Origin of the sequence: Siphonobacter sp. SORGH_AS_1065, from assembly GCF_030818595.1 — a bacterium.
Lineage (GTDB): Bacteria > Bacteroidota > Bacteroidia > Cytophagales > Spirosomataceae > Siphonobacter.
In genome coordinates this window covers 145,551-168,716 of record NZ_JAUTAM010000004.1, presented here as the reverse complement: position 1 = coordinate 168,716, position 23,166 = coordinate 145,551, and the positions used below count along the sequence as shown (strand labels likewise).

Genomic DNA, 23,166 nt, shown 5'->3' with positions numbered 1-23,166 from the left:
ATTAGGGCTTTAGCAGCATTCTTTCTAGGATCATTATTAATTTAGTTCTTTTCCTTATTCTATCGAGAGCGAAGAAACTTGCTTGACTTCAAGAAAACTTTCTCAATCAAAAAATAACTGCTTACTTCAAACTAGTACGCATTACCTAGTAAGGTTTCTCACTGCGTTCGAAATGACAGAGGCGAGGTCTTTTTTTACTTCTAGAATAGGCTTTTGTTCTCCTCTTCTGTCATCCAGAGCGAAGCGAAGGACCTTGCCTAGGCTTAGGAGTACTTTCCTTTACCATGCCGCGGAATGATAGGTCAATAAAAAAGCTTCTGGACTACCCAGAAGCTTTTTTAACAGGTAAGTGAGTTACCGTCCCAATCTTCCCAAGTACCCAATCGATAAACCTACATTTAGCATTCGATTTTCAGGTTGATTTAACCAGCCGTTGGCGAAGTCACCCATGGGGTAATATCCCCGGGCTTCAATCAAGAATTGACCATAATGACTGTTAATGGCCACGCCCATGCCTCCCGCAGCTCCATAACCCGTACGATGGTTGAAGTCGTCTTTTTCATATTCCAGCGTTTCTTCGGGCTGTCCAGGATATTTGGTTTTGGTATCTAGGGCATAACTCGCCTGGGCACCGGCATTGATAAAAAACTGCGTCGTGTTACCGAATGAAAAACGAAAAAGAATCGGTACATCTACACTGGAACGGGTTATTCTGGAATTCTGATTTTGCCCGAAATACTTGGTTGTACTTTGGGTATAAAGAATCTCAGGTTGTAAGGCTAAAAAACCACCTAAGGCTAGTTTAGCGGCCAAACCTCCCTGAAAGTCGGGAGCGAGTCCCAGTTCAATCGGACGGTTGTTGTTAATTAATGCCGTGTGCGTGCCGCCAACTTTAAAACCCAAATAGCTTTGACGTTTGAACTCATCGCGATGATTATATCGATGAGTAGATTTTTTGGACGAGCTAGGATAGCGATAGTAACGATACTGAGCCTGACTTGTAGCGACAATTCCCAGTAAAAGGGCAAGTACAATGGATAAGCGTTTCATACGTGAGTTGTTTTAAAACTCATTGTACTTAAAAAATAATGCCAAAAGGTTTGATAAATAAGTATTTTGTGATGGTAAGTACTTATGATTATTTCGACGGAAGAATAACGGTCATACCAGGGTTAAATAGACTTTCAAATTTTCCATGTGGAGATGCGATTCATCGCGTATGGCCTGGAAATGCGTTCGCGTTTAAAAAGAGCAAGCCTGATTAGGAAAAATCAGACCCGTAACCCAAATAAAAATCCGGGTCTGTAAAGGCCCGGATTTTTGAGTAATGAAATACAGATTTGAATTTATTTTTTCTGGAATTCGATGGTATCCAGTGCAAATAAATCCTGATTATCCTTAACCTCTGGATTGATGAATACCAGATAAAGATCGCTGGAACGAGTGACTGGTATACTAGCAAGGGTAGCCTTTGTTTCACCCGTTTCACGAATGGTCGCCTGACCAATGACTTTTCCGGTCGGAGAGCCCAAACGAACTTCCACTGTGCCCCCTGCGGCTTTGCCAGGAACCGTTACGGCGTTGAAAACTAATGCCCCAATATTGGTCAGGTCAATTGCTTTAAAGCCGATGTAACTGCCAGTAGTAGTAGCTACTGCCAGGTTTTTCTTCAGTTCCCGGGAGTTCATCGTCTGAATGTATTTCGACACATCGTTACTCAACGCCGGAACCTTAGAGCTACGCAACGTAGCCGTCTTCTGAACCGTTTGAGGAGCAATGGCACCTTTTCCCCGGTCGGTATAGCTGGCCGCAAAAATGTACGTTCCATTCTTGCCATTATCCTGCGGAACGTAATTACCTTTCACGGGCTGGCTCATTTTCTTCTGGTCGCTCAGGCTTAGAATGTACTTCACCATTTCGCCGACGTCAGCTCTGCTGAGTTGGGGGTGAGCACTCATGGGCTGTTCACCCCAAACGCCCGCTCCGCCGTTGATGACCTTTGTAATCAGCCGGTTCTGTACATCCTGGCCTTTGTACTTTTTCGCGACGTCGCGGTAAGAAGGCCCAATGGATTTCTTATCGATGGAGTGGCAGGCTTTACAATCCGAAAGTTCCATGAGGCGTTTGCCCGTCGAGAAGCTCGTATTCATCTGGTGCCCCTGAGCGATAATGGTTTTATCGAAACCTTCCAGGAAGTTGATATTTACCATTACATCTTCTTCGGGGATTTTCTTCGTAGCCAGCGAACCGTCTTCTTTATCCGAAACCTTCACTTCGTAAGTAACGGGCTGGTTATTAAAGTAGAAAGTCTGATTGCCTTTAACGGCCAGTTCCACTTTGGGTAACTCATTGCCTGCCGTTACTTCCAAGGCTTGCTGGCTAGTATGGCCTGCCGCGTCCGTAACTTTCAGGGTCGCCTTATAGGTACCGGGCTTGGTGAAGGTATAAGTTGCCGTTGGCGTTTTGAATTTTTTACCCGCAATGGTCCATTCATAACTCAAGGCATCACCTTCATAATCCATCGAACCTTTGGAAGAAAACGTTACCTGTAGAGGAACCGCTCCGGCTTCTTTGTTTGCCTGGGCTACCGCTACCGGCGGACGATTTCCGGCATTATACGTAATGCGAGTCAGGCGGGCCTCGTCGTTTTGAGCGAACCAGTTCGGTCCGTATTCAAGCATGTACAGCGACCCATCCCGATCAAATTGCATATCAATGGGGTGCGAGAATTTCCAATCGGGCAGGAAGCGTTCAATACTCTGTAAATCGCCGTTAGGCTTCATCGTTACGATATTGATGTAATCCCGAATCCAGTCGTAACTGAAAAATTTACCCTGATAGAATTCCGGAAATTTCACCTTCGAATCGGCGTCATAATCTTCCCAGTAATAAACGGGCCCTGCCATGGCATTACGTCCACCTTTACCCACGATTTCCCCAAACTCTGGCGAATCGGCGTAGGGGTAATAAATCATTGGTTTCTGAGCCGGGGGTAACTCCTTCAAACCCGTGTTATGGGGCGAGTCGTTAATGGGCTTCGACGGATCGTATTTTTCACCTGATTTCTTCTTTTCGAAATCGTATCTGTTATACGCCCGGTTATCCGCTACAAACAAGGGCCAGCCAAAGTAACCCGCCTGCCGGGCCTGGTTTACCTCATCGTGTCCGCGTGGCCCGCGACCTTCAATGTCATTACCGGCATCCGGGCCTACTTCGCCCCAGTACAGGTAACCGTTGTGCTGATCGACCGAAATGCGGTAAGGGTTGCGGTTACCCATCACGTAAATTTCGGGCAAGGCCTTAGCCGTTCCTTTTTTGAAGAGGTTCCCCTCGGGAATGCTGTAACCCGCCGTTCCGTCGTCGTTAGGTTTAATTCTTAAAATTTTACCCCGATAATCATTGGTGTTTGAGGAAGTAGCCCGGGCATCATACCCCCGGCGGCCTTCCCGGCCATCGCTTGGCGAGAAGCCTTCCGAGTCGAAAGGATTGGTGTCGTCACCCGTAGAAAGGTATAAGTTACCCACTTTGTCGAACTCAATCGAACCGCCGGTATGGCAGCAGCCGTCGCGTTTGACAGGTACACGGAGTAAAACCTGTTCGGTGTTCCAGTTAATCTTTTCGTTCGCTGGATCAAACTTCACCCGCACCAGTCGGTTGGCCGTGTCTGCTCCGTATTTCGCCGCGGAAGGAGAATAATACAAATACATCCAGTGGTTATCTTCAAATTTCGGATCCAGGTTAATGCCCATCAAACCATATTCAAATTCCTTGTAAACCTTAACCGTATCCAGCGACTTTACTTTCGAGCTTTTCTTTGGATCGTAATACCGAATTTCACCGCGACGCTGGGTATAAAAAACCTTTCCGTCCCGAACGGCTAACTCCGTAGGTTCGTATAATTTTTCGTCGATGGTTTGACGAGAAAAACGGTTCTCTTCGGGTGCCCGTTGCGTTTTAGCTTTTTTGTAGTCGAGCGATGCTCCGGCTGAGGCCCAGCGTAAACCTCCCCAAAGGTGTTGCAGGAAAAGCGGTTCCATGAACGTCTCATCGGTGTGACCATAAGCCGTGTAGAACATCCGACCGCCATCAAATTCATGATACCAGACCATCGGGTGGTTTTCGCCAGCGTTCATTTTTGAATCGCCGTATGACTTTTCATCGACGGTAATGAGCACCTTAATGTCAGGATTTACATTCTTATAGTCGTAGAATTCGTCGGTACGCTTGAAAGTCGTGGGTAATTCTGCCGTTGCGGGATGGTTCTTGTCGCGAACAGTCATGTCTCCCGTCCGAACGTTGGGATTACCGGGGTGGGAGAGAAACCAGCCACCCACCAGCTTCCCGTACCAGGGCCAGTCGTATTCGGTATCGGCGGCGGCGTGGATGCCTACATAGCCCCCACCAGCCTGAATGTAACGTTCGAAGGCTGCCTGCTGGCTGTCGTTCAGAACATCTCCCGTCGTGCTGAGGAAAATGACTGCCTTGTATTTTTTGAGGTTGTCCTCGGTAAAGGCTGCGGAATTTTCGGTGGCATCTACCGTAAAATCGTGCTTGCGACCTAAGGCTTCAATGCAGCGAATACCCTGCGGAATGGAGCTGTGTCGGAACTTAACCGTTTTTGAAAAGACTAATACCTTTTTACCCTTTAGGGGATTTTCGGTAACCTGAGCTTTAACCAGAGCTGGCAATAGCAAGAGGCAAAGCCAGAGGGCTCGTTGCCACGCGGAGAGACGCATAAGAATTAATAGTTTAGAGATCGTACTCAAAGATAAGGAGTTTTAAGTGTATAGTTGACAATTTAAGCTGGTTCTGGACTATAAAAATGAACCGAATATTTCGAATAGACCATCAGGAAGGCAGATTTGTTTTAGCCGCAGGAAAACCACGAACCCCTGCCAAGCATGGACTTGATTTAGAAAAAAGGGTATGTCTCTCAAAAATCAGTAGGCTTAACGTTGAAGCTGGTCGCTAAAAAAGAAATCTATATCTCAAAGAAGTAGTAAACCCATTGAATTGACTTTTATTTTTATACCTTCGAATTCTGAATATACTTCCATCTATTTAAAGCCTATCTGAAAATTATGTCGCTCGTACCCCTCCGAAAAAGCCTATTCAGGTTTCTGTACTTCATTTATTTGTTCGGGGGCATTACTTTAGCATTTGCACAAAAGACGGATTCGCTAGCCGTATTAACAGCTCAAGAATCTGCCATTCAACAATACCACAAAGCTACGTTCCTGAACGCCCGTTACTTTAACGGTAGAGAATATACGATTCAGGAATTCCGTCCTATAGGCCACCAGTTTTTTGAATCATTAGACTGGGATACTACCTCTATTGTTTACAATGGATATTCTTACGATGGCGTACATGCAGTCTATGATATTCATCGGGATATTTATGTCATTCAGAATCATGACGGGCTAAATCGAATCATGTTAAGTCCAGAAGACTTATCGGGTTTCACCATTCATGGGCATCGTTTTACCAGACTTAGCAAAGGAATCAATCCGGGTTATTACGAAGTTATTTACGACGGAAAAACGAAAGTATACTGCAAGCGATTCAAAACCCGTACGGAAGACCTTTCGGACAGGACCGTTCAGATTATCTACAATATTGATGATCGGTATTACATTCTTAAAGATCAGAAATACCATCAGGTCAAAAGTAAAAAATCGGTACTTCAACTATTGGGTGATAAAAAACGGGAAGTCAGGCGATTTATGCGAGGCAAATTATACAAAGAAAACCGGGAAAAGTCTATCGGTGAAATGGCGGCATACTACGATCAAATCAGATGAAAAAACTTCTCCTTCTTTTCTTTTTGTCAGGTTTATTTAGTTTTCAGGTTTCGGCTCAACTTTCTTTTGATGGAAAAACCGTGAGCGGAAGCGTAACCGGATTAAGCTTTCGGAACTTCGTAAAAGTGATTGAAAGTAACTCTGACTACTACTTCTATTATAATCAGACCGATACGGATAGTGTATTTGTGACCGCATCCGTCACCCAAAAGTCTTTACCCGCTTTTTTGAATCAGGTTTTTCAGGATACCGATTTGAAATATGCGATTGATGCTCAGCATCATATTTTTATTACCAAAGATCGACCCATTATCACGACCTTACCCAAGGGCGTTTTTGATGCCAATCGAGAATTAGATACTACCATTTCCTACGATTTTCACGATAAAGAATTAACCGCCCGACTGCTTTCAACGGCTGAAAGCAAGGTGTATGATATTGGCATAAAAACGTACCGAATCAAACCCGGCAACGCGACCGTTAGCGGTTCTGTCCGAAATATTGTTACGGGTGAACCCGTGATTGGGGCTTACATTACGGTAGAAAAATCTACAGCCGGAACCTCTACGGATGCCTTTGGCAATTACAGTCTAACCCTGCCGCGAGGTCGTCATACGCTCAGGGTGCGAAGCATTGGAATGCGGGAATCGCAACGGCAGATTGTGTTGTATTCTAACGGTACGCTAAATATCGAAATGGTTGAAAGTATTACCGCTTTGAAGGAAATTCTGGTCAAATCAGACTTGGATGCCAGCGTTTCGAGTAACCAGATGGGCGTGTCAAAACTGACCATTAAGACGATGAAGCAGGTACCGACGGCCTTTGGCGAAACGGATGCCTTGCGGGTAGTATTAACTCTGCCCGGCGTGAAATCAGTAGGGGAGAGCAGCACGGGGCTGAACGTACGGGGTGGCTCTACCGATCAGAACCTGATTTTATTTAACGATGCGACCGTCTATAATCCTTCGCACTTATTCGGCTTTTTCTCAGCTTTTAATCCTGATATTCTAAAGGAAATTGAATTATACAAAAGCGATATTCCGGCTCGACTGGGCGGTCGCTTATCGTCGGTGCTGGATATAACAACTCGGGAAGGGAATAAAAAGAAATTTTCGGGGTCGGGTGGCATCGGATTATTAACCGGGCGATTAACGCTTGAAGGACCGATTATCAAAGACCGGACGTCGATTATGGTGAGTGGCCGCTCGTCTTACTCCAACTGGATTTTAAAGCAAGTAACCGACGAACGCTATAACAAAAGCCGGGCCTCTTTTTATGACGTGAATGTTCAGGTGAATCACGAAATCAATCAGAAAAGTAGTCTGATGATTATGGGATATATCAGTAATGATCACTTCAAGTTTAATTCAGATACTACCTACCGGTACGAAAGCCAGTTAGCCTCGATTAAATGGAAGCGAATCTTTAATCCTAAATTATTCGGAACCTTTACCGGAGCTTATACCCGTTATCGGTATGACATTCAGGGAGAGCAATTCCCGATTAATGCGTATAACCTGAAGTTTGGTATTAATCAGGCAAATATAAAGGCTGATTTTAGTTACATCCCGAATACAAAACATACCATGGATTTTGGGATTAGTTCGATTCACTACAAGGTTCAGCCGGGTTCTTTTTACCCCCGAGGCGAGGGATCTCTTGTAAAACCAGAATTGATGGAACCGGAGCAAGGCGTAGAAAGTGCGGTGTACTTTTCGGAGCGGTATGATGTCAATCGAGCCCTCGCTATTACCGGTGGTATTCGCCTTTCCATGTTTCAATATTTAGGTCCTAGAAATGTAGCTCAATACGCCGAAGGATTACCTATTGATAAGTTATATACGACTGGTTTCCGCTCCTATGGTTCGGGTAATGTTATTCAGAATTACATGGGACCGGAATATCGTTTATCGCTCCGGTATATGGCTTCGTCTACGTTATCGGTCAAGGCTGGATTTAATACCACTCGCCAATACATTCAGATGCTTTCCAATACCGCGGCTATTTCGCCCACGGACGTTTGGAAATTGAGTGATCCTTACCTGAAACCGCAAGTAGGACAGCAGTTTTCTTTAGGCTTGTATAAAAACCTGCGTTCGGGTTCAATTGAACTTTCGGTGGAAGGTTATTACAAGCACTTACGTAACGTGCTGGATTATAAAAGTGGAGATTCATTAATCCTGAATAAGCAGATTGAAACGGCTGTTATTTCTGCCATTGGTAAGGCTTACGGCGTGGAAGTATTACTGAAAAAGTTAACCGGGAAACTCAATGGCTGGGCCAGTTATACCTATTCCCGAACCTTACTGAAAGCCAGCGATCCGACGCTTGCGGATGCTCCGAACCATGGTAATTATTATCCTGCCAACTACGATAAACCGCACGATTTTTCCTTGATCAGTAACTACCGGGTCAATCGTCGGCTGAGCTTTTCCATGAACTTCACCTATAGCACGGGCCGACCCTACACGCCGCCTCGCGGGCAGTATTACATGGATGGCGTGCTACGGATTTACTACGCCGAACGAAATCAGGCTCGCATTCCAGATTACATTCGGGCGGACGTAGGTATTAACATTGAAGGCAATCATAAGGTCAGAAAGCTGGCTCACAGTTCCTGGACGTTCTCGGTGTATAACCTGCTGGGTCGCAAGAATCCGTATTCGGTGTTTTTCTTAACCGAAGGCAGGCAGATAAAAGGCTATAAGCTTTCCATTTTTGGCCAGCCGATTCCGAGCATTACTTACAATTTTAAATTCTAAAACACAGATTTTACGCTGGTTAGCAGGTTGTAAATCTTGACGATATTCAAATGAAATACGGGCTTTTACTCTTTTTTCTGGGATTGCTAGTGGCCGGGTGTATTGATCCGTTCAAGCCATCTCAGGATTTCGCCGATGGCCGTTATCTGGTCGTTAGCGGCTTCCTCAATGTGGGTAGCGACACGACTACGATTCTGTTGTCACGCACCCAGTCGCTGAATAGTTTGGAATCTTCTACGAACGAAACGGGAGCAAGGGTTCGCATCGTGGGTGACAAGGGAACAACGCTACAATTGAATGAAGTTAAGCCGGGACGTTATACCCTGGCCCCACGGAATTACCTTACTTCCGAGAAATTTAGTCTTCAGATTAATACCCGCGATGGGAAGGAATACGCCTCGGATTTGGTACAGGTGAAGCAGGCTCCGGCCATTGACAGTATTACCTTTCAGGCCGATCGGGCCAATAGAATCATGCGTTTTCGAGTGAATACGCATGACCCGAATAACAATACCTGGTTCTACCGCTGGAAGACGGAGGAAACCTGGGAGTACACGAGTGCTTTGTACAGTAAGGATTCAGTTGCGGGGGGATTAAAGAAAATCAATCCCCGGGTACTGATCCCTTACCGTTGCTGGCGAACGGATCTTTCGTCGAAGATTTTCATTGGAACCTCGGCGAAGCTGGCTCAGGATCGGATCATGAATCAGAATTTGGTTTTGGTTGATAACGCTAGTGACAAGTTGTTAATCAAGTATAGTTTGTTGGTGAAACAATATGCCTTATCGCAGGAGGCTTATGAATATTGGGATATGCTGGCCCGAACAACCGAGACGACAGGGGGCCTCTTCGACCCGCAACCTTCGGTGTTAACGGGCAATATTCATTGCACTAACGATGCCAGCGAGTTGGTGTTCGGTTTCTTTAGTGCCGGTACCGAGCAGCAAAAACGGCTCACGGTTACTCCTTATCAGTTGGGTGGCTGGTATCCCGGAACGTACCCTAGCTGTAGTGCTCCTTTCGATACGCTGGATGCCACGGAGGTCATGATGACTTCTGATTTAAGCCAGAAACTGATTCAAATCATTGACGAACCCGGTACGCCTTTATCCTATATTATGGCTCCTGCTACCTGTGCGGATTGTCGGTTTCTGGGTGGCGGACTGAAAAAGCCTGTCTGGTTTTAATATCCTTATTCGATGAAGCTACGATTATTTATTTTGCTTGGTATGGGGCTTTGGGCTCCACAGCTTCTGGCTCAGGAATCTGTACGTCAGGCTTTCGATGCGTACAACCGTCAGGCCGTTCAGGAAAAATTATACGTTCATACCGACCGTTCATATTACGTCGTGGGCGAAAGTGTATGGTTTAAAGTGTACGCCCTGAATGGGCAAACGCATCAGTCAATGGATTTAAGTAAAGTGGCCTACGTGGAGCTGCTGGATTTAAGTCACGGCGTTGTTCTGCAAAGCAAAGTTTCGCTGAAAAAAGGATCGGGTAATGGCATGCTGGTATTACCAGCCACCATTCAGTCGGGGCATTATACCCTGCGGGCTTATACCCACTGGATGAAGAATTTCAGCCCGGAACTTTACTTCGAGAAGACGATTAGTATTGTTAATACCTTCACTAAAATTCCTGCTGAAGCGGGTACGTCCGAGCTGGATCTTCAGTTTTTTCCAGAAGGCGGGCATCTGGTTCAGAATCTGAAAAGTACCGTTGCCTTTCGGGGGATTAATGAGTCGGGGAAGGGCGTGCATTTTTCGGGAGCCCTTGTGAATGAGCGTAATGACACGATTGTTCGCTTTCAGCCGCGACAAATGGGAATGGGAACGTTTGAGTTTACCCCGAAAGCGGGAGAGAGTTACCACGCCGTGTTGACGTATGCCGGAAAAAATGAGCAGTCCGTTTCCCTCCCTGCGGTTCAGGAAAAAGGATACGTTCTCCACGTTCAGCATTCTCAAAATCAGGACTTAACCCTTGAGGTGGAGTCTTCAGGAATGGAAGAGTCCGTGTATGCATTGGTTCATACGCGGCAATCCGTGAAATTCAGCGAACGTCAGCGGTTACAAAATGGGAAAGCTCGTTTTCAGGTGCCGCTGGCTCAGTTAGACGAAGGCATTTCGCACATTACCCTATTTAACGCCCAGCAGCAGCCCGTTTGCGAGCGACTTTACTTCAAACGTCCGAAGCAGAAACTAGCCATTCAGGTGCAGACGGATAAGCCCGTGTATGCCACTCGTCAGGCAGTTTCATTGGCTTTGCAAGCCGCTGATTCCAGTGATTTATCGGTATCAGTATATCGACTGGATTCATTGGATCAGGGCGAATCCGAAGACGTGTATAGTTACCTCTGGCTCAGTTCGGATTTGAAAGGAACGGTTGAATCTCCGGCCTATTACGTAAATAATCCCGCCGCCGAGACTGATCTGGTGATGTTGACGCATGGCTGGAGCCGATTCCGCTGGGAAACTATTGTTCAGGGGCCGCAGATGAAGTACGTTCCTGAGCATGAGGAACATATTGTTTTTGGAAAAGTAACGGATATGAACCGAAACCCCGTGAAGGGAGCGGCGGTGTTTATGAATGCTCCGGGTCGGGATTTGTGGCTTTATCCCGCCATTAGTGACTCCGCAGGGCGGGTATTTTTTGAAATGCGTCATTTTTCGGGCCTGAACGAAGTCGTTGTTCAACCAGCGGATAGTCTGCATCAGGTGGAACTGGAAAGTTCGTTTTCGGATCAGTATTCTTCCCGGAGCTTACCCGGCTTTGCCTTCAACCCTAAAGAGCAGGAATCCTTACTGAATCGTAGTATCGACATGCAGGTTCGCAATGCCTATATGCCGCTTTATACCAATGCCGTTGCTTCCGATACCGCTTATTTTTATGGCAAAGCGGATCGTACCTATTACCTCGATGCCTACACGCGGTTTCCGGTGCTGGAAGAAGTCATGCGGGAATACGTACCCGAAGTGGACGTGCGACGCTCGCAGGGACGTTTCCGTTTCCTGATGGTGGGACGTACGGAATATAACTTTACCACGCCGCCGATGGTACTGCTCGACGGCGTACCCATGTTCGAGCTGAACAAGTTATTGGCTATCGACCCACTGAAAATCAAGCGGCTGGACATTGTCAACAAGCGGTATGTATTAGGTTCTGCGGTGTTTAGTGGAATCGTTAGTTTCATGAGCTACAAAGGCGACATTGCTGGCTATCAGCCCGAAGGACTGGTCACTTCTTACGAAGGGGTTCAGGCCGGAAGAGATTTTTACTCACCCCGTTACGACACACCCGCCCAACGAGAGAGCCGCATCGCCGATTTTCGTTCCTTACTCTTCTGGGAACCGCAGGCCCACGGTCAGCAAAAGTTACAGTTCTTTACTTCCGATCTGTCGGGGCATTACCGCGTGGTCGTACAGGGCATCAGCCAGTCTGGCCTAAGCGGTAGTCAGACGTATACGTTTGAGGTGAAGAAAAATGAGGTTAATTAGAGAGGTAGGGGTGAATAGAGATGGGGTGTAGTGAAAACTAGGGGCTTTGACTTGGTTATTATTTTAATTCCCTGCCCGGTGCTATTATAAATCCGCTTCCGCTCATATCGTAGCTTTTAATCTTATAACTCCTCTAATAACCGATAAGCGTCCCGAGCCTGTGCTTTGCCTTTCAAGAGAGCCGCAAATTTCAATTCCAACTAGGTACGATTAAGACCGCCCTGGGCATTATAGATTACCTTCAGCTCGTCCGATTTCAATTCCAACTAGGTGCGATTATAACTTTCAGAAAGCCTTCAATACGAAATTCAACCGCCTCATTTCAATTCCAACTAGGTGCGATTATAAATTAATTCTCCAATGCGTTTACGGGTTTGCTTATTCAATTTCAATTCCAACTAGGTACGATTACAACATCGGCTAAGTTTTCTTTTCCGCTATTGTCTCAAAATTTCAATTCCAACTAGGTACGATTACAACAAAATAGTAGCTGGAACTGCGGGAGCGATCTTGTAATTTCAATTCCAACTAGGTACGATTACAACTCCTACAAATGAAAAATGTAACCGGATGAATATTTATTTCAATTCCAGTCAGGTACGATTACAACCTAAATTGATCCTAGATTTTACCGTAGTAGAGAAATTTCAATTCCAGTCAGGTACGATTACAACATGGGACGGAGGTAGGCAATGGTATATGGCTACATCATTTCAATTCCAGTCAGGTACGATTACAACAGAACGACTGAAGGATGCTTTTCAATTAATGCTTAAATTTCAATTCCAGTCAGGTACGATTACAACTGGCAGGGGCCGGTATCACATACGCGGACATTGCAAAATTTCAATTCCAGTCAGGTACGATTACAACGATCCTGTCATTTCTGATGAGCCTTCTCCAGTAGGATTTCAATTCCAGTCAGGTACGATTACAACTGCAGAGTAGTTCGAGGAGCAATTTAAGCAAGTACATTTCAATTCCAGTCAGGTACGATTACAACGTTCTCAGGCTATCCAAGTTAGCCGGGGTCATATTTATTTCAATTCCAGTCAGGTACGATTACAACATTTCAGCCTCTTGGCTTTTACTCTTACGTGTCTATATTTCAATTCCAGTCAGGTACGATTACAACGATAGGCCGCTTTCACGCTGACGCCAAGATTAGGATATTTCAATTCCAGTCAGGTACGATTACAACCATCGACGATTTTGGCGTAAATCTGAGTAGAGCTGAATTTCAATTCCAGTCAGGTACGATTACAACTCCCGTTTGGGTAGGAATAATTACCTTAGCCGCCTCATTTCAATTCCAGTCAGGTACGATTACAACGGTACGGGTATGATTCTAATGTTTGTTATGAGAACGATTTCAATTCCAGTCAGGTACGATTACAACAACGCATTATAAAGCCTTCGTTTATCAGCTTCGTCATTTCAATTCCAGTCAGGTACGATTACAACCAAAGCTCTGGACGAACACGAAAGATGCTTTGCCCCATTTCAATTCCAGTCAGGTACGATTACAACCAAACCGATTTAGTTCAAATACAAAATTCAGCTCTATTTCAATTCCAGTCAGGTACGATTACAACGGCTGAAAAAAGCCGGAATCTTAGGTGATGTGGTATATTTCAATTCCAGTCAGGTACGATTACAACCCATCCGTAAGCTACTCAAAAAACAGCCTTCCCAGCTAAATCAAAGAGGTTGTTCTCTCAGAAATAAGCTTTAAAAATCGTCGATCTGTAATGATAAGATTTTGCTAGGCGATCGACGACTGTCTTTAAGGCTGGAAATCAGCGTTTAGAAGACCATTTGGACTGTTTTAGTCATTACATGACGCAGGTAATGAACCGATCGACGCTTTTGAATTACTCAATAATCTTCTCCAGTTCACTCAATGCATTTACTTCGTACGTGGGTTTTAGCGGGCGAATGGCCTCGGCAGAACCAAATCCGTAAGCAGCCCAGCAGGAATCAATTTCGCAGTTATGAGCGTATTGAATGTCCATCGTCGTATCGCCCACCATCAACGTCTGAGCGGAGGTAGTATGGGCAAAAGCAGGCTGAATGACCTTCGTATAACTAATGGGATTAGGCTTTTTATCCAGTCCGGCCAACAAAGGACTACCATCTCCCAGCGAAAGGGTAATGTATGGCGTAAAGCCCAGATAATCCAGCGACATTTCGATGGAACGAATGCCCTTATTACTCATCACCAATAAAGTTTTTCCGCGTGCTTTTAAGTTCATTAATAACGCTTTGGCTCCCGGAAAAGGCTTCACTAAATGATACGCATTCTGATCGTAAAGATCCCGGTAAGATTTGACCCACTCCGTAATGCCCTCAGGGGTTAATTCTGGCTTTAAAACTTTAAAAGCTTCGGGCATAATGAGTCCATGACTTACGACCTGATGTAATTTTTCCAGCGGGGGAGTAGGCTCCTGGTAGTATTGGAATGTACGCTCAAACGTCGCTAAAATAGCCTCACGTGAGTCGCAAAGGGTACCGTCATAATCAAATAAAATGAGGGAATAGGGTTTCATAGTAAGGGAAAGAGAAGAAAGGTTTAGGGATAGAAACCATAGAATCTAGAGATTAAAATGTCGGTGGTATAAATGATTTTTAAAAGCAATGGGCACAAAAAAGGTGGCCAGGTTACCCTGAGCCACCGGAATAGTTATTTCAACAGCGTAGTGTTGTAAAGCTCATACCAGTCTTCGTGCGAAAGCTTGATAGCCGAGGCACTTACGGCATTACGAATCCGGGCTTCGGATAGTGAGCCAATAATGGGCAGCGTTCCCAGTTGATACAACCAGGCTACGGCTATTTGCTCGATGTTGGCGTCGTATTTCCGACCAATTTCTTCCAGTTTCGCCCGTAATACTGCCGATTTATGATCCGTTCCGTTCAGGATTTCCCCACCCGCCAGCGGAGCCCAAACCAGTGGTTTACTGAAACGCTGTTTAATGAAATCCAGCCGTCCGTCTTCGATGGCCGAAGTGTTCGAGAGACTGAGTTCAATGTGATTCGTCACAATGGGACGTTTCAGGTTTGATTCCAGTAACTGATGCTGAAAAACCGTGAAGTTACTCACCCCAATATGCTTGATTTTGCCAGATTTCGCCAGTTCCATTAATAAACGGGCGGTTTCTTCAGGATGGCCTAAGCGATCCAACTGATCCAGCAGGAAAATATCGAGGTAATCTGTTTTCAGGCGGCGAAGCGAATTCTCTACGCTTTCTATGATGTAATCCCGAGAGTTATCGAAATATGAAAAACCACGATTGGAACGGCGAATGCCACATTTACTAAACAAAACGAGGTCTTCGCGTTTAACCGATTTTTGCTGAATAATCTTACCGAAGTATTCCTCGCTGGTATAGTTACCGTAGCGGTCCGCGTGATCGAATGTATTGATACCTAACTCCAGACACAGGTTTACGACCTGCTCCATCGTTTTGAGGGTTTCATTTCCCTGGTCTTCCCAACGCCAGAATCCGTAAATCGCTTCGGAAACCTTCGGGCCAGAATCACTTAAATAAACTCTTTGCATACTGTGGTCGAAATTGATTGGATGGGCCTGCCGTGGGGTATACGCCAGGTCATAATGTCAAAAGTAGTATTTTCTCAAAAGAGAACAATGTAGAAAGCATATTACTCCGGCAAACCTTCGGGCTTTTGCCGGAGCGGTAACGAAGTGAACGTATGAAGGCCCGAAAAAGACTAGACCACGGCTCGGTGATCACCTAAATAAGGGATTGATCAGTCGGAGGAGGGCAGCGAACTTTGACTGACCCTTGATGCAGAAACAAAAGCATGGGGTTTAATCAAAGATTCAACCTTTAAGACCGACTTCAATGAAATTAGTTAGAATGCAATTACCGACCCCCTTGGCCGAGCATTTCCAGAGCCTCAACCTGGGCGGTTCTGATGATGTATATGGAGCGAACAGCATCCAGATTTTTCCGCAATATGTGGATGCCAGCGGCGTTCAAAATGCCAATCTTACTCACACCCACGCCGACGCCAGAGGTTTTCTGGACTGGTTAGGCACCTGGAATCGGGGAAATTTCTGGTATCAAGATGGGGGTGTCAACGTTTGGGCCTACGAGGAAACCTTTGATAACTGGCAGGATACGTATGGTCAGGATGCGGTATTGATCTTCTATCATTCGGGACATGGCGGGATGGATTTCAGCAATGGTAACTACTTTGTGCCGATGGGTGGCACGTGGGACAATCGGAATGAGGCGGCCTCTACCCGGATGCGGGTGGGGAATGAAACGGCTAAATATTTATTCTGGTCTACCTGCCAGTCCCTGAAGGTGCCCGATGTAGTTCCCGACAATCCGAATCACCTGGCTCCCTGGAGTACCTGGGATAGTCCCACCAATCAGGGGTTGCGGATGATTTTTGGGTTTCATACCAACAGTTACGATCACGCAGATTACGGGAAAAACTTTGGTAAAAATTACAATGCAGGACAAACCTTCCGAAATGCCTGGATTAATGCTTCCTGGGCCATCGCTCATAACCAGATTGCAACGGTTGCCACTTCGGGCAGTAATCAGCAGGAAGCCCTCCAGCGTCTGAACACGGAACGTTTGTTTCAATGGTCGGCTGTGGCCCGAAACTGGTGGGCCTGGAGTTGGACCGGAGGCTTTACCCAGCCCTTTCCGATGATGGCTGAGTTACAGAAGCCCACGCAACTGGAGGTATTACTGTTGGGAGCCCGTCAGTTTGATGAAAAAAGAGTCGCAGCACTGGCTTCGGAACTAGGCTTTTCCCGAAAAGAAGTAGAAAATATGGGTTTTCTCAAGGATGGTAGTTTAGCCGTTCTGAATGGGAAAGGCCGATTGCTGGTGGACGAGGATGGCCGTTTTCAGGCGACCCTAGCCACCGCAAATCTGGGAAATACCAGAGCCATAGCAAAAGACAGGGCCATAACGATTGCCCAAAAATGGATCAAGGACTTAAACTTTGAGCGGGAGGGGATTACGCTGAAATTTGACAGTCTTCGACCTACGATGATGCAGGCCGGTACGCGGGAAGGAAGTGGTCGGCTGGAAGAGCCCTTTGTCTCGGATACAACGGTGGTTTTTCGTCAGACAGCCAATGGTCTGGATAGCGTAAATGCGAATCATGGACTTGTGATGGTGACCGTTGATAATGACGGAACGGTGACGCACCTGCATAACTCCACCCGAGTGGTGGAAGGAACGTCTTCCGTGCCGTGTTTGATGCCCGGGATTCCTAAAAACGCTGCTTCTGCCTTATGGTCTGACGAAGCCTTACTGAACCAACAGTTCCAGCAAAAACTAACTTCGGAAGGAGTGCTGCGTGAAACCAGCAAGACGCTGGATGCGACCTTACTGGAGTCTAAAACGGGATACGATTTCTCGGGTGCTCAATCCGCCGGAATCGTTGTACAACGGGATTATGAAAGAGCCAGCGGTACGTTAACCGCTAAAAGGTATAAAGTTCGGGTGCCTCTTTTTGCTTGATTATCAGAATAATACTTACGCTTTAGTTCCCGAAGGCTCAAGGCTTTCGGGAATTTTTTATGAGTACACGGACCGCTAAAAAAAAGGGGTAAGTACTTGTCATTAGTTAATAATAGATGGTTCAGTTGAAAAATACTGAACATCAGTCGATCAATGGACCACCCTAAACTATTAACTACTTAATACATCTGAAGAACTGCTTTATCCAGTTTTTTCCTAACTTGATTTTTCAAATGACCGATTCCAATGGATTATCTGGAGAAAAACCGAAATAGCTGGAACCAGCGAACCCTGTATCATCTGAAGTCTGATTTTTACGATTTAGAAGGTTTTTTGAAGGGAGCCTCCTCGCTAAAATCCATTGAACTTGATCTTTTAGGCGACGTTCAGGACCAGAGTATTTTGCATCTACAGTGCCATTTCGGACAGGATTCGCTCTCCTTAGCCCGCATGGGAGCCTGGGTTACGGGCGTAGATTTATCAGATATAGCCATATATTCGGCTCAGTCGCTGGCTGTTCAAATGAACCTGCTCAATGCCGAATTCATCTGTTCTGATGTGTACGATTTGCGGCTTAATCAGCAATTTGATGTAGTTTTTACCAGTTATGGTGTCATTGGCTGGTTACCCGATATGGATCGTTGGGCCGAGGTCATTGCCCGACATTTAAAACCCGGCGGCAAGCTCGTTTTTGTTGAATTTCATCCCGTTGTCTGGATGTTCAATGAGAACTTTCGTTACCTGCAATATTCTTACTTCAATAAAGAAGCTATCGAGGAAGTCATTTCCGGCACTTATGCCGATCCCGAAGCTCCCATTACCACCGAAACTGTGGGCTGGAATCATTCCTTATCGGAAGTGATGGGAAACCTGCTGAAGCATGGGCTGCAAATTCAGTCTTTTGAAGAGTTTGATTATTCCCCTTATAACTGCTTCTCTGAAACCGTTGAAGTAGAACCCGGAAAGTTTCAGATTCAGCCTTATGAAGGAAAAATTCCGCTGGTCTATGCTCTGAAAGCGATTAAAATCTAACGACTTTTCTGTTTTAAATACTCCTTTTTACCTCTTAATCCCCAGTAAATGAAGCGTTTTCTAGTTGGTTTATTCCTTCTGCTTGCCCTACAGCCCACGCAGGCTCAGCAGAAAAAATGGGTTCCTCTGTTCAATGGCAAAGACATTAAGGACTGGATCGTAAAGATTCACCATCACGATGTGGGGGTGAATTACGGGAATACCTTTCGGGTGGAAGATGGGGTGATCAAAGTTCGTTACGATCAGTACGACAAATTCAACGAACAGTATGGTCACCTGTATTACAAGACGCCATTCTCGCATTACCATCTGGTGGTTGAGTACCGTTTTGTTGATCCCTGGCGGAAGGATGCTCCCTCGTATACGGAATTAAACAGTGGAGTGATGTTCCATTCGCAAGACCCCCGAACCATGCCCAAAGAGCAGGACTGGCCCATTTCCATTGAAATGCAATTTCTTGCAGGCTTAGGTGACGGCAAAGCCCGTCCTACGGGTAATATGTGTTCGCCCGGAACTAACATTGTCTACAAAGGCAAGCTGGATACCCGCCACTGCATCGATTCTGACTCTAAGACCTATGGTAAAGATGAGTGGGTTCGGGCGGAGTTGATTGTACTTGGAGACTCGCTGATTCAGCACATCATCAATGGGAAAGTCGTTTTGGAGTATTCCAAGCCCCAGATTGGCGGCGACGTAGCTAATCGATATGATCCCAAGCAGAAAATAGATGGTAAAATCTTGAGTTCGGGTTTTATCGCTCTTCAAAGCGAAGGGCAGCCCATTGACTTCAGGAAGGTAGAAATCATGGATTTAACTCCTGCGAAAGCTAAACGCAAGTAAGGATTCAGGATATAGCCAAGTTGCATTAAAACGGAAATAGAAAGCGGGCGTCGTTCTTAATTCTAATTCCGTTTTAATATTTTGAAGGAAAAATAAAAACGATTTGTTGCATTTTTGCAAGGTGCTTAGAGTAACACCTTGATTGCCATGGAACGTATATTTACCTTCATCACTACTCCAGTGTACATTATTTTTATTGTACTGGAGCTTTACATCTCGCATCGCGAACGCCTTGGATTGTATAATTTCAAGGAAACCCGTAATAGTCTGCTGCTGGGCCTGGGCGGTTTGCTCATGGACGTGCTCATGAAAGGGCTTACCTTTTTTGTGCTTGATGGGCTGGCCCGGTTTTCTCCACTTTGGGATTTCTGGCAGCAACATCCCCTGGCGGCCTGGGCAGGCGTTTTCTTTGCTCAGGACTTTTGCTTTTACTGGTTACACCGGGCCGAACATTACTGCCGCGTCTTGTGGGCGGTGCATTCTACGCACCATTCCGCCGAACGGTATAACCTGACGGTAGCCCTGCGTTCGTCAATGTTTCAACCCCTTTATCGGTACTTGTTTTATGTTCCGGCGGCTTTGCTGGGTTTTGATGCCCTGCATATCATGTTCATCTATGCAGTAAATCAGACCTATCAGTTTTTTCTGCATACCGAAACGGTAGGGAGGCTTGGCTTCCTGGAAAAATTCATGGTAACCCCATCGCATCACCGCGTACATCACGCCTCCAATGTGAATTACCTCGACAAAAACATGGGTCAGGTGCTCATTATCTGGGATAAAATCTTCGGAACGTATGCCGAAGAAGATCCTAACGATCCAACGTATTTTGGATTAACCAAACCCCTGCCCAGCCAGAAATTTACGGACGTTGCTTTTGATGAATGGCGACACCTCGCCGAAGACCTGAGCAAACCCGGATTGGACTGGAAGGATAAATTCAACTACATCTTTGCTCCACCCGGCTGGTCGCATGATGGCAGTACGTTAACCTCAAATCAGCTTCGGCAAATCGGTGAAAAATCACCGATGGGAAAAGAGGTATTTCACTGATCATTAGAGGTCAACCCAGAAACTAAATCCATGCTTTCGAAATCCCAGCGATTCGTAAAAAGCATGGGTTTTTTCGCGAATAAGGTTGCTGGAAAGACTCACTTTATAGCACTTTTCTTCCCGACATTTCTCCATGGCAAACTGCATCATGCGTTTGCCAATGCCCTGTCCCTGAAATTCTGAACCTACGGCCACATCTTCTATAACGGCTGATTTGGCTCCGTTATGACCCAGATTGTCCATGATGAGTAAGGCAAACGTGCCGATGATTCTCCCCTGTACCAAGGCCACGTATATAGTATAAGAAGGGTAGCTCTGCATGGTTTTGAAAATGTGCATAGCCTCTGCTTCCGACAAGATTTTATCGTCCTGCAAGGCATCTTTATACAGTAATAAAATCGAAAAAAGGTCATTCGATACGGCTGGTCTGATCTCGGGTAATAAGGTGTGCATACGTTTCATGAGGATTAGATTCTGGTAAATGAATGAGTATTTACTGGAACGAATGGGAAAAGCAGCCATCACTTAGCAAAGACCGCTAATCTTTCAGTTACTTTGGCCCTTCACTCCGTCACAAAAAACGAATGGCTTACGGTTTATTAAAAGGAAAACGAGGAATTATTTCTGGAGCCTTAGATGAATATTCTATCGCCTGGAAAGTAGCGTTGAAATGTTACGAAGAAGGGGCCACATTGGTGTTGACTAATGCTCCCTTTGCTCTGCGAGTAGGCGACATGCCAAGGTTATCGGAGGCTTGCCAGGCTCCGATTATCGCTGCAGATGCTACCAACGTAAACGATCTGGAAAACCTCTGGAGCGAATCGCAAAGGGTGTTGGGAGGGAAGGTCGATTTTGTGCTTCATTCCATCGGGATGAGTCCCAATATTCGCAAAGGCCGTCCTTACGGAGATTTGAATTACGACTGGTTTCTGAAGACGCTGGATATTTCGGCATTATCTTTTCATAAACTCCTTCAAACGGCTGAAAAACAGAATGCTATTGCCGAATACGGCTCGGTTGTAGCCCTGAGTTACATCGCTGCCCAGCGATCTTTTCCTGAATACACGGACATGTCGCAGGCCAAGGCCATGCTCGAAAGCATCGCCCGAAGTTATGGCTACCGATACGGGAAACTTAGAAAAGTTCGGGTGAATACGGTTTCGCAATCGCCGACCAAAACTACTGCGGGAACGGGTGTAGGAGACTTCGATGCGTTCTTTGCATACGCTGAACACCTGTCACCGTTAGGTAACGCTTCCGCAGAAGCCTGTGCCGATTATATCGTTACGCTTTTCTCGGATTTGACGCGTTCAGTTACCATGCAGAATCTGTACCACGACGGTGGTTTTTCCGCTGTTGGAATTACGCCTGAACTAATGGACCGAATCAAGTAACGCTATTGATTCCTAACGTATCCAAGCGTAACTTGGCAAAAACATGCTTCTTTCCCAAACGCTATGAAATGGTTCTTTTGCCTTCTTTTTCCGCTGATCAGTTCCGCCCAGCAAATGACCTTAAAAGATCAGATTACGCAGTACCTCGCTGATAAAAAAGGAACTTATGCGGTTGCTTTTAAAAATCTGCAATCGAAGCAGACCGTGTATATCAATGAACACGAGTTGTTCCACGCGGCCAGTACCATGAAAACGCCAGTGATGGTGGAAGTGTACAAACAGGCAGCAGCCGGGAAGTTTGCTGTGAGGGATTCCATTCTGGTAAAGAATGAATTTAAGAGTATCGTAGATGGAAGTACGTACCGCTTAACTCCCGAAACGGATAGCGAACAGAAGTTATATACCGAAGTGGGTCAGAAAAAGTCGATTTATGATCTGATGTATCAGATGATTATCATAAGTAGTAACCTGGCTACGAATATTATTATTGATCTGGTTGGAGCGGAAAAGGTTACCAAAACCTTTCATCAATTAGGAGCAAAGAATAGTCAGATCAGACGTGGAGTGGAAGATCAGAAGGCGTATCAGAAAGGACTGAATAATGAAGTAACGGCTTATGATTTAGCGGAGTTATTCGAGAAGATAGCCAAAGGAAAAGCAGTTAATAAAAAGTCTTCAAAAGCCATGATTCAGATTCTACTGGATCAGAAATTCAACGATATTATTCCTGCTAAACTCCCTGCTGGAACGAAGGTTGCTCACAAAACCGGCTCTATCACCAACATTTACCACGACTCGGGCATTGTCTATCTCCCCGACGGTCGTTCGTATGTAATTGTCTTACTCTCCCGGGATTGGGATACCCGCGAAAATGCCATTCAAACGATGGCAACGATTTCTGAAATAGTTTATCAGGGTTTGAAAAGGTAGAATCGTTGCTGATTGGGATTACAAATCCCTGACAGGGGGCTTTCGGATTGCAAATCCGAAAGAGCGGTTCTTACGCCGTGGTTGATGTCTCACCAACCAGGGTTTGGCGACTGCCCCCAACTGTAGAAACGCGACTTTATCGCGTCTGGCAGGGGAATGAAGGTCATTTGAATCGTAACCAAAGCAGCCTCTTATGCCGTGGTTGGTGTCTCACCAACCACTGTTTGCGTACAAATGGCTGGTGAGACACCAGCCATGGTAGGGAAAGCAGCCTCTACCCAGACGCGATGAAGTCGCGTCTCTACCGTATAACAGATAGTAGAAAACCTACTCAAACAAGAAATCAA

15 protein-coding genes and 1 CRISPR repeat array are annotated in these 23,166 nt (G+C 45.7%); of the genes, 10 read left to right on the top strand and 5 right to left on the bottom strand.

The window, feature by feature from the left end; translation table 11 throughout:
• Window positions 1-354: 354 nt before the first annotated feature.
• Together QE390_RS01530 and QE390_RS01525 are read right to left on the bottom strand one after the other, a co-directional pair.
• The gene (locus QE390_RS01530; protein WP_307140821.1) at window positions 355-1,050 is read right to left on the bottom strand and encodes a porin family protein; all 696 of its coding nucleotides are present in this window, start codon (window positions 1,048-1,050) and stop codon (window positions 355-357) included.
• A 296-nt stretch (window positions 1,051-1,346) separates the two neighbouring features.
• Window positions 1,347-4,736 carry a ThuA domain-containing protein gene (locus QE390_RS01525; RefSeq protein WP_307140820.1) on the bottom strand — a complete coding sequence of 1,130 codons (3,390 nt, stop codon included), beginning with the start codon at window positions 4,734-4,736 and terminating at the stop codon, window positions 1,347-1,349.
• Window positions 4,737-5,081: 345 nt separating this feature from the next.
• On the opposite strand from QE390_RS01525, the gene QE390_RS01520 reads away from it, so the two are divergent.
• From QE390_RS01520 to QE390_RS01505, 4 genes are read left to right on the top strand one after another with little or no spacing between them, the layout of a single operon-like run.
• Window positions 5,082-5,804 (top strand): hypothetical protein, encoded by a 723-nt coding sequence (locus QE390_RS01520; protein ID WP_307140819.1) that lies wholly within the window; start codon window positions 5,082-5,084, stop codon window positions 5,802-5,804.
• Window positions 5,801-8,566 (top strand): TonB-dependent receptor, encoded by a 2,766-nt coding sequence (locus tag QE390_RS01515; protein ID WP_106637569.1) that lies wholly within the window; start codon window positions 5,801-5,803, stop codon window positions 8,564-8,566. The genes QE390_RS01520 and QE390_RS01515 overlap by 4 nt, the downstream gene beginning before the upstream one ends.
• 50 nt (window positions 8,567-8,616) lie before the next feature.
• Complete coding sequence (locus QE390_RS01510) at window positions 8,617-9,753, top strand: DUF4249 domain-containing protein (RefSeq protein WP_106637570.1); 1,137 nt, start codon at window positions 8,617-8,619, stop codon at window positions 9,751-9,753.
• 12 nt (window positions 9,754-9,765) lie between these two features.
• A complete protein-coding gene (locus QE390_RS01505; protein WP_307140818.1) occupies window positions 9,766-12,060 on the top strand; it encodes a hypothetical protein in 2,295 nt (764 codons plus the stop codon).
• A 187-nt stretch (window positions 12,061-12,247) separates the two neighbouring features.
• Window positions 12,248-13,721: a CRISPR direct-repeat array (repeat unit 30 nt; unit sequence ATTTCAATTCCAGTCAGGTACGATTACAAC).
• A 213-nt stretch (window positions 13,722-13,934) separates the two neighbouring features.
• Here QE390_RS01505 and QE390_RS01500 read toward each other — a convergent pair.
• A complete protein-coding gene (locus QE390_RS01500) occupies window positions 13,935-14,609 on the bottom strand; it encodes an HAD family hydrolase (RefSeq protein WP_106637572.1) in 675 nt (224 codons plus the stop codon).
• 134 nt (window positions 14,610-14,743) lie between these two features.
• Window positions 14,744-15,619, bottom strand: coding sequence for an aldo/keto reductase family oxidoreductase (locus tag QE390_RS01495; RefSeq protein WP_106637573.1), 876 nt, complete (start codon window positions 15,617-15,619; stop codon window positions 14,744-14,746).
• A 304-nt stretch (window positions 15,620-15,923) separates the two neighbouring features.
• Between QE390_RS01495 and QE390_RS01490 the strand changes: the two genes are divergently transcribed.
• The 4 genes from QE390_RS01490 to QE390_RS01475 all read left to right on the top strand — a co-directional run bounded on the left by QE390_RS01490 (window position 15,924) and on the right by QE390_RS01475 (window position 20,495).
• Window positions 15,924-17,570 (top strand): DUF6345 domain-containing protein, encoded by a 1,647-nt coding sequence (locus tag QE390_RS01490; RefSeq protein ID WP_307140817.1) that lies wholly within the window; start codon window positions 15,924-15,926, stop codon window positions 17,568-17,570.
• Between the two features lie 246 nt (window positions 17,571-17,816).
• On the top strand, window positions 17,817-18,602 hold the full coding sequence (locus QE390_RS01485; protein WP_106637575.1) for a bifunctional 2-polyprenyl-6-hydroxyphenol methylase/3-demethylubiquinol 3-O-methyltransferase UbiG: 786 nt from the start codon (window positions 17,817-17,819) through the stop codon (window positions 18,600-18,602).
• Between the two features lie 48 nt (window positions 18,603-18,650).
• Window positions 18,651-19,442 carry a DUF1080 domain-containing protein gene (locus tag QE390_RS01480; RefSeq protein ID WP_307140816.1) on the top strand — a complete coding sequence of 264 codons (792 nt, stop codon included), beginning with the start codon at window positions 18,651-18,653 and terminating at the stop codon, window positions 19,440-19,442.
• 147 nt (window positions 19,443-19,589) lie between these two features.
• Window positions 19,590-20,495, top strand: a complete 906-nt coding sequence (locus tag QE390_RS01475; RefSeq protein ID WP_307140815.1) for a sterol desaturase family protein — start codon at window positions 19,590-19,592, stop codon at window positions 20,493-20,495.
• A 3-nt stretch (window positions 20,496-20,498) separates the two neighbouring features.
• Here QE390_RS01475 and QE390_RS01470 read toward each other — a convergent pair whose 3' ends face one another.
• Complete coding sequence (locus QE390_RS01470; protein ID WP_198555271.1) at window positions 20,499-20,957, bottom strand: GNAT family N-acetyltransferase; 459 nt, start codon at window positions 20,955-20,957, stop codon at window positions 20,499-20,501.
• A gap of 122 nt (window positions 20,958-21,079) precedes the next feature.
• On the opposite strand from QE390_RS01470, the gene QE390_RS01465 reads away from it, so the two are divergent.
• A complete protein-coding gene (locus QE390_RS01465; protein WP_307140814.1) occupies window positions 21,080-21,889 on the top strand; it encodes an enoyl-ACP reductase in 810 nt (269 codons plus the stop codon).
• A 63-nt stretch (window positions 21,890-21,952) separates the two neighbouring features.
• A complete protein-coding gene (locus tag QE390_RS01460) occupies window positions 21,953-22,819 on the top strand; it encodes a serine hydrolase (protein WP_307140813.1) in 867 nt (288 codons plus the stop codon).
• The last annotated feature ends 347 nt before the right edge of the window (window positions 22,820-23,166 follow it).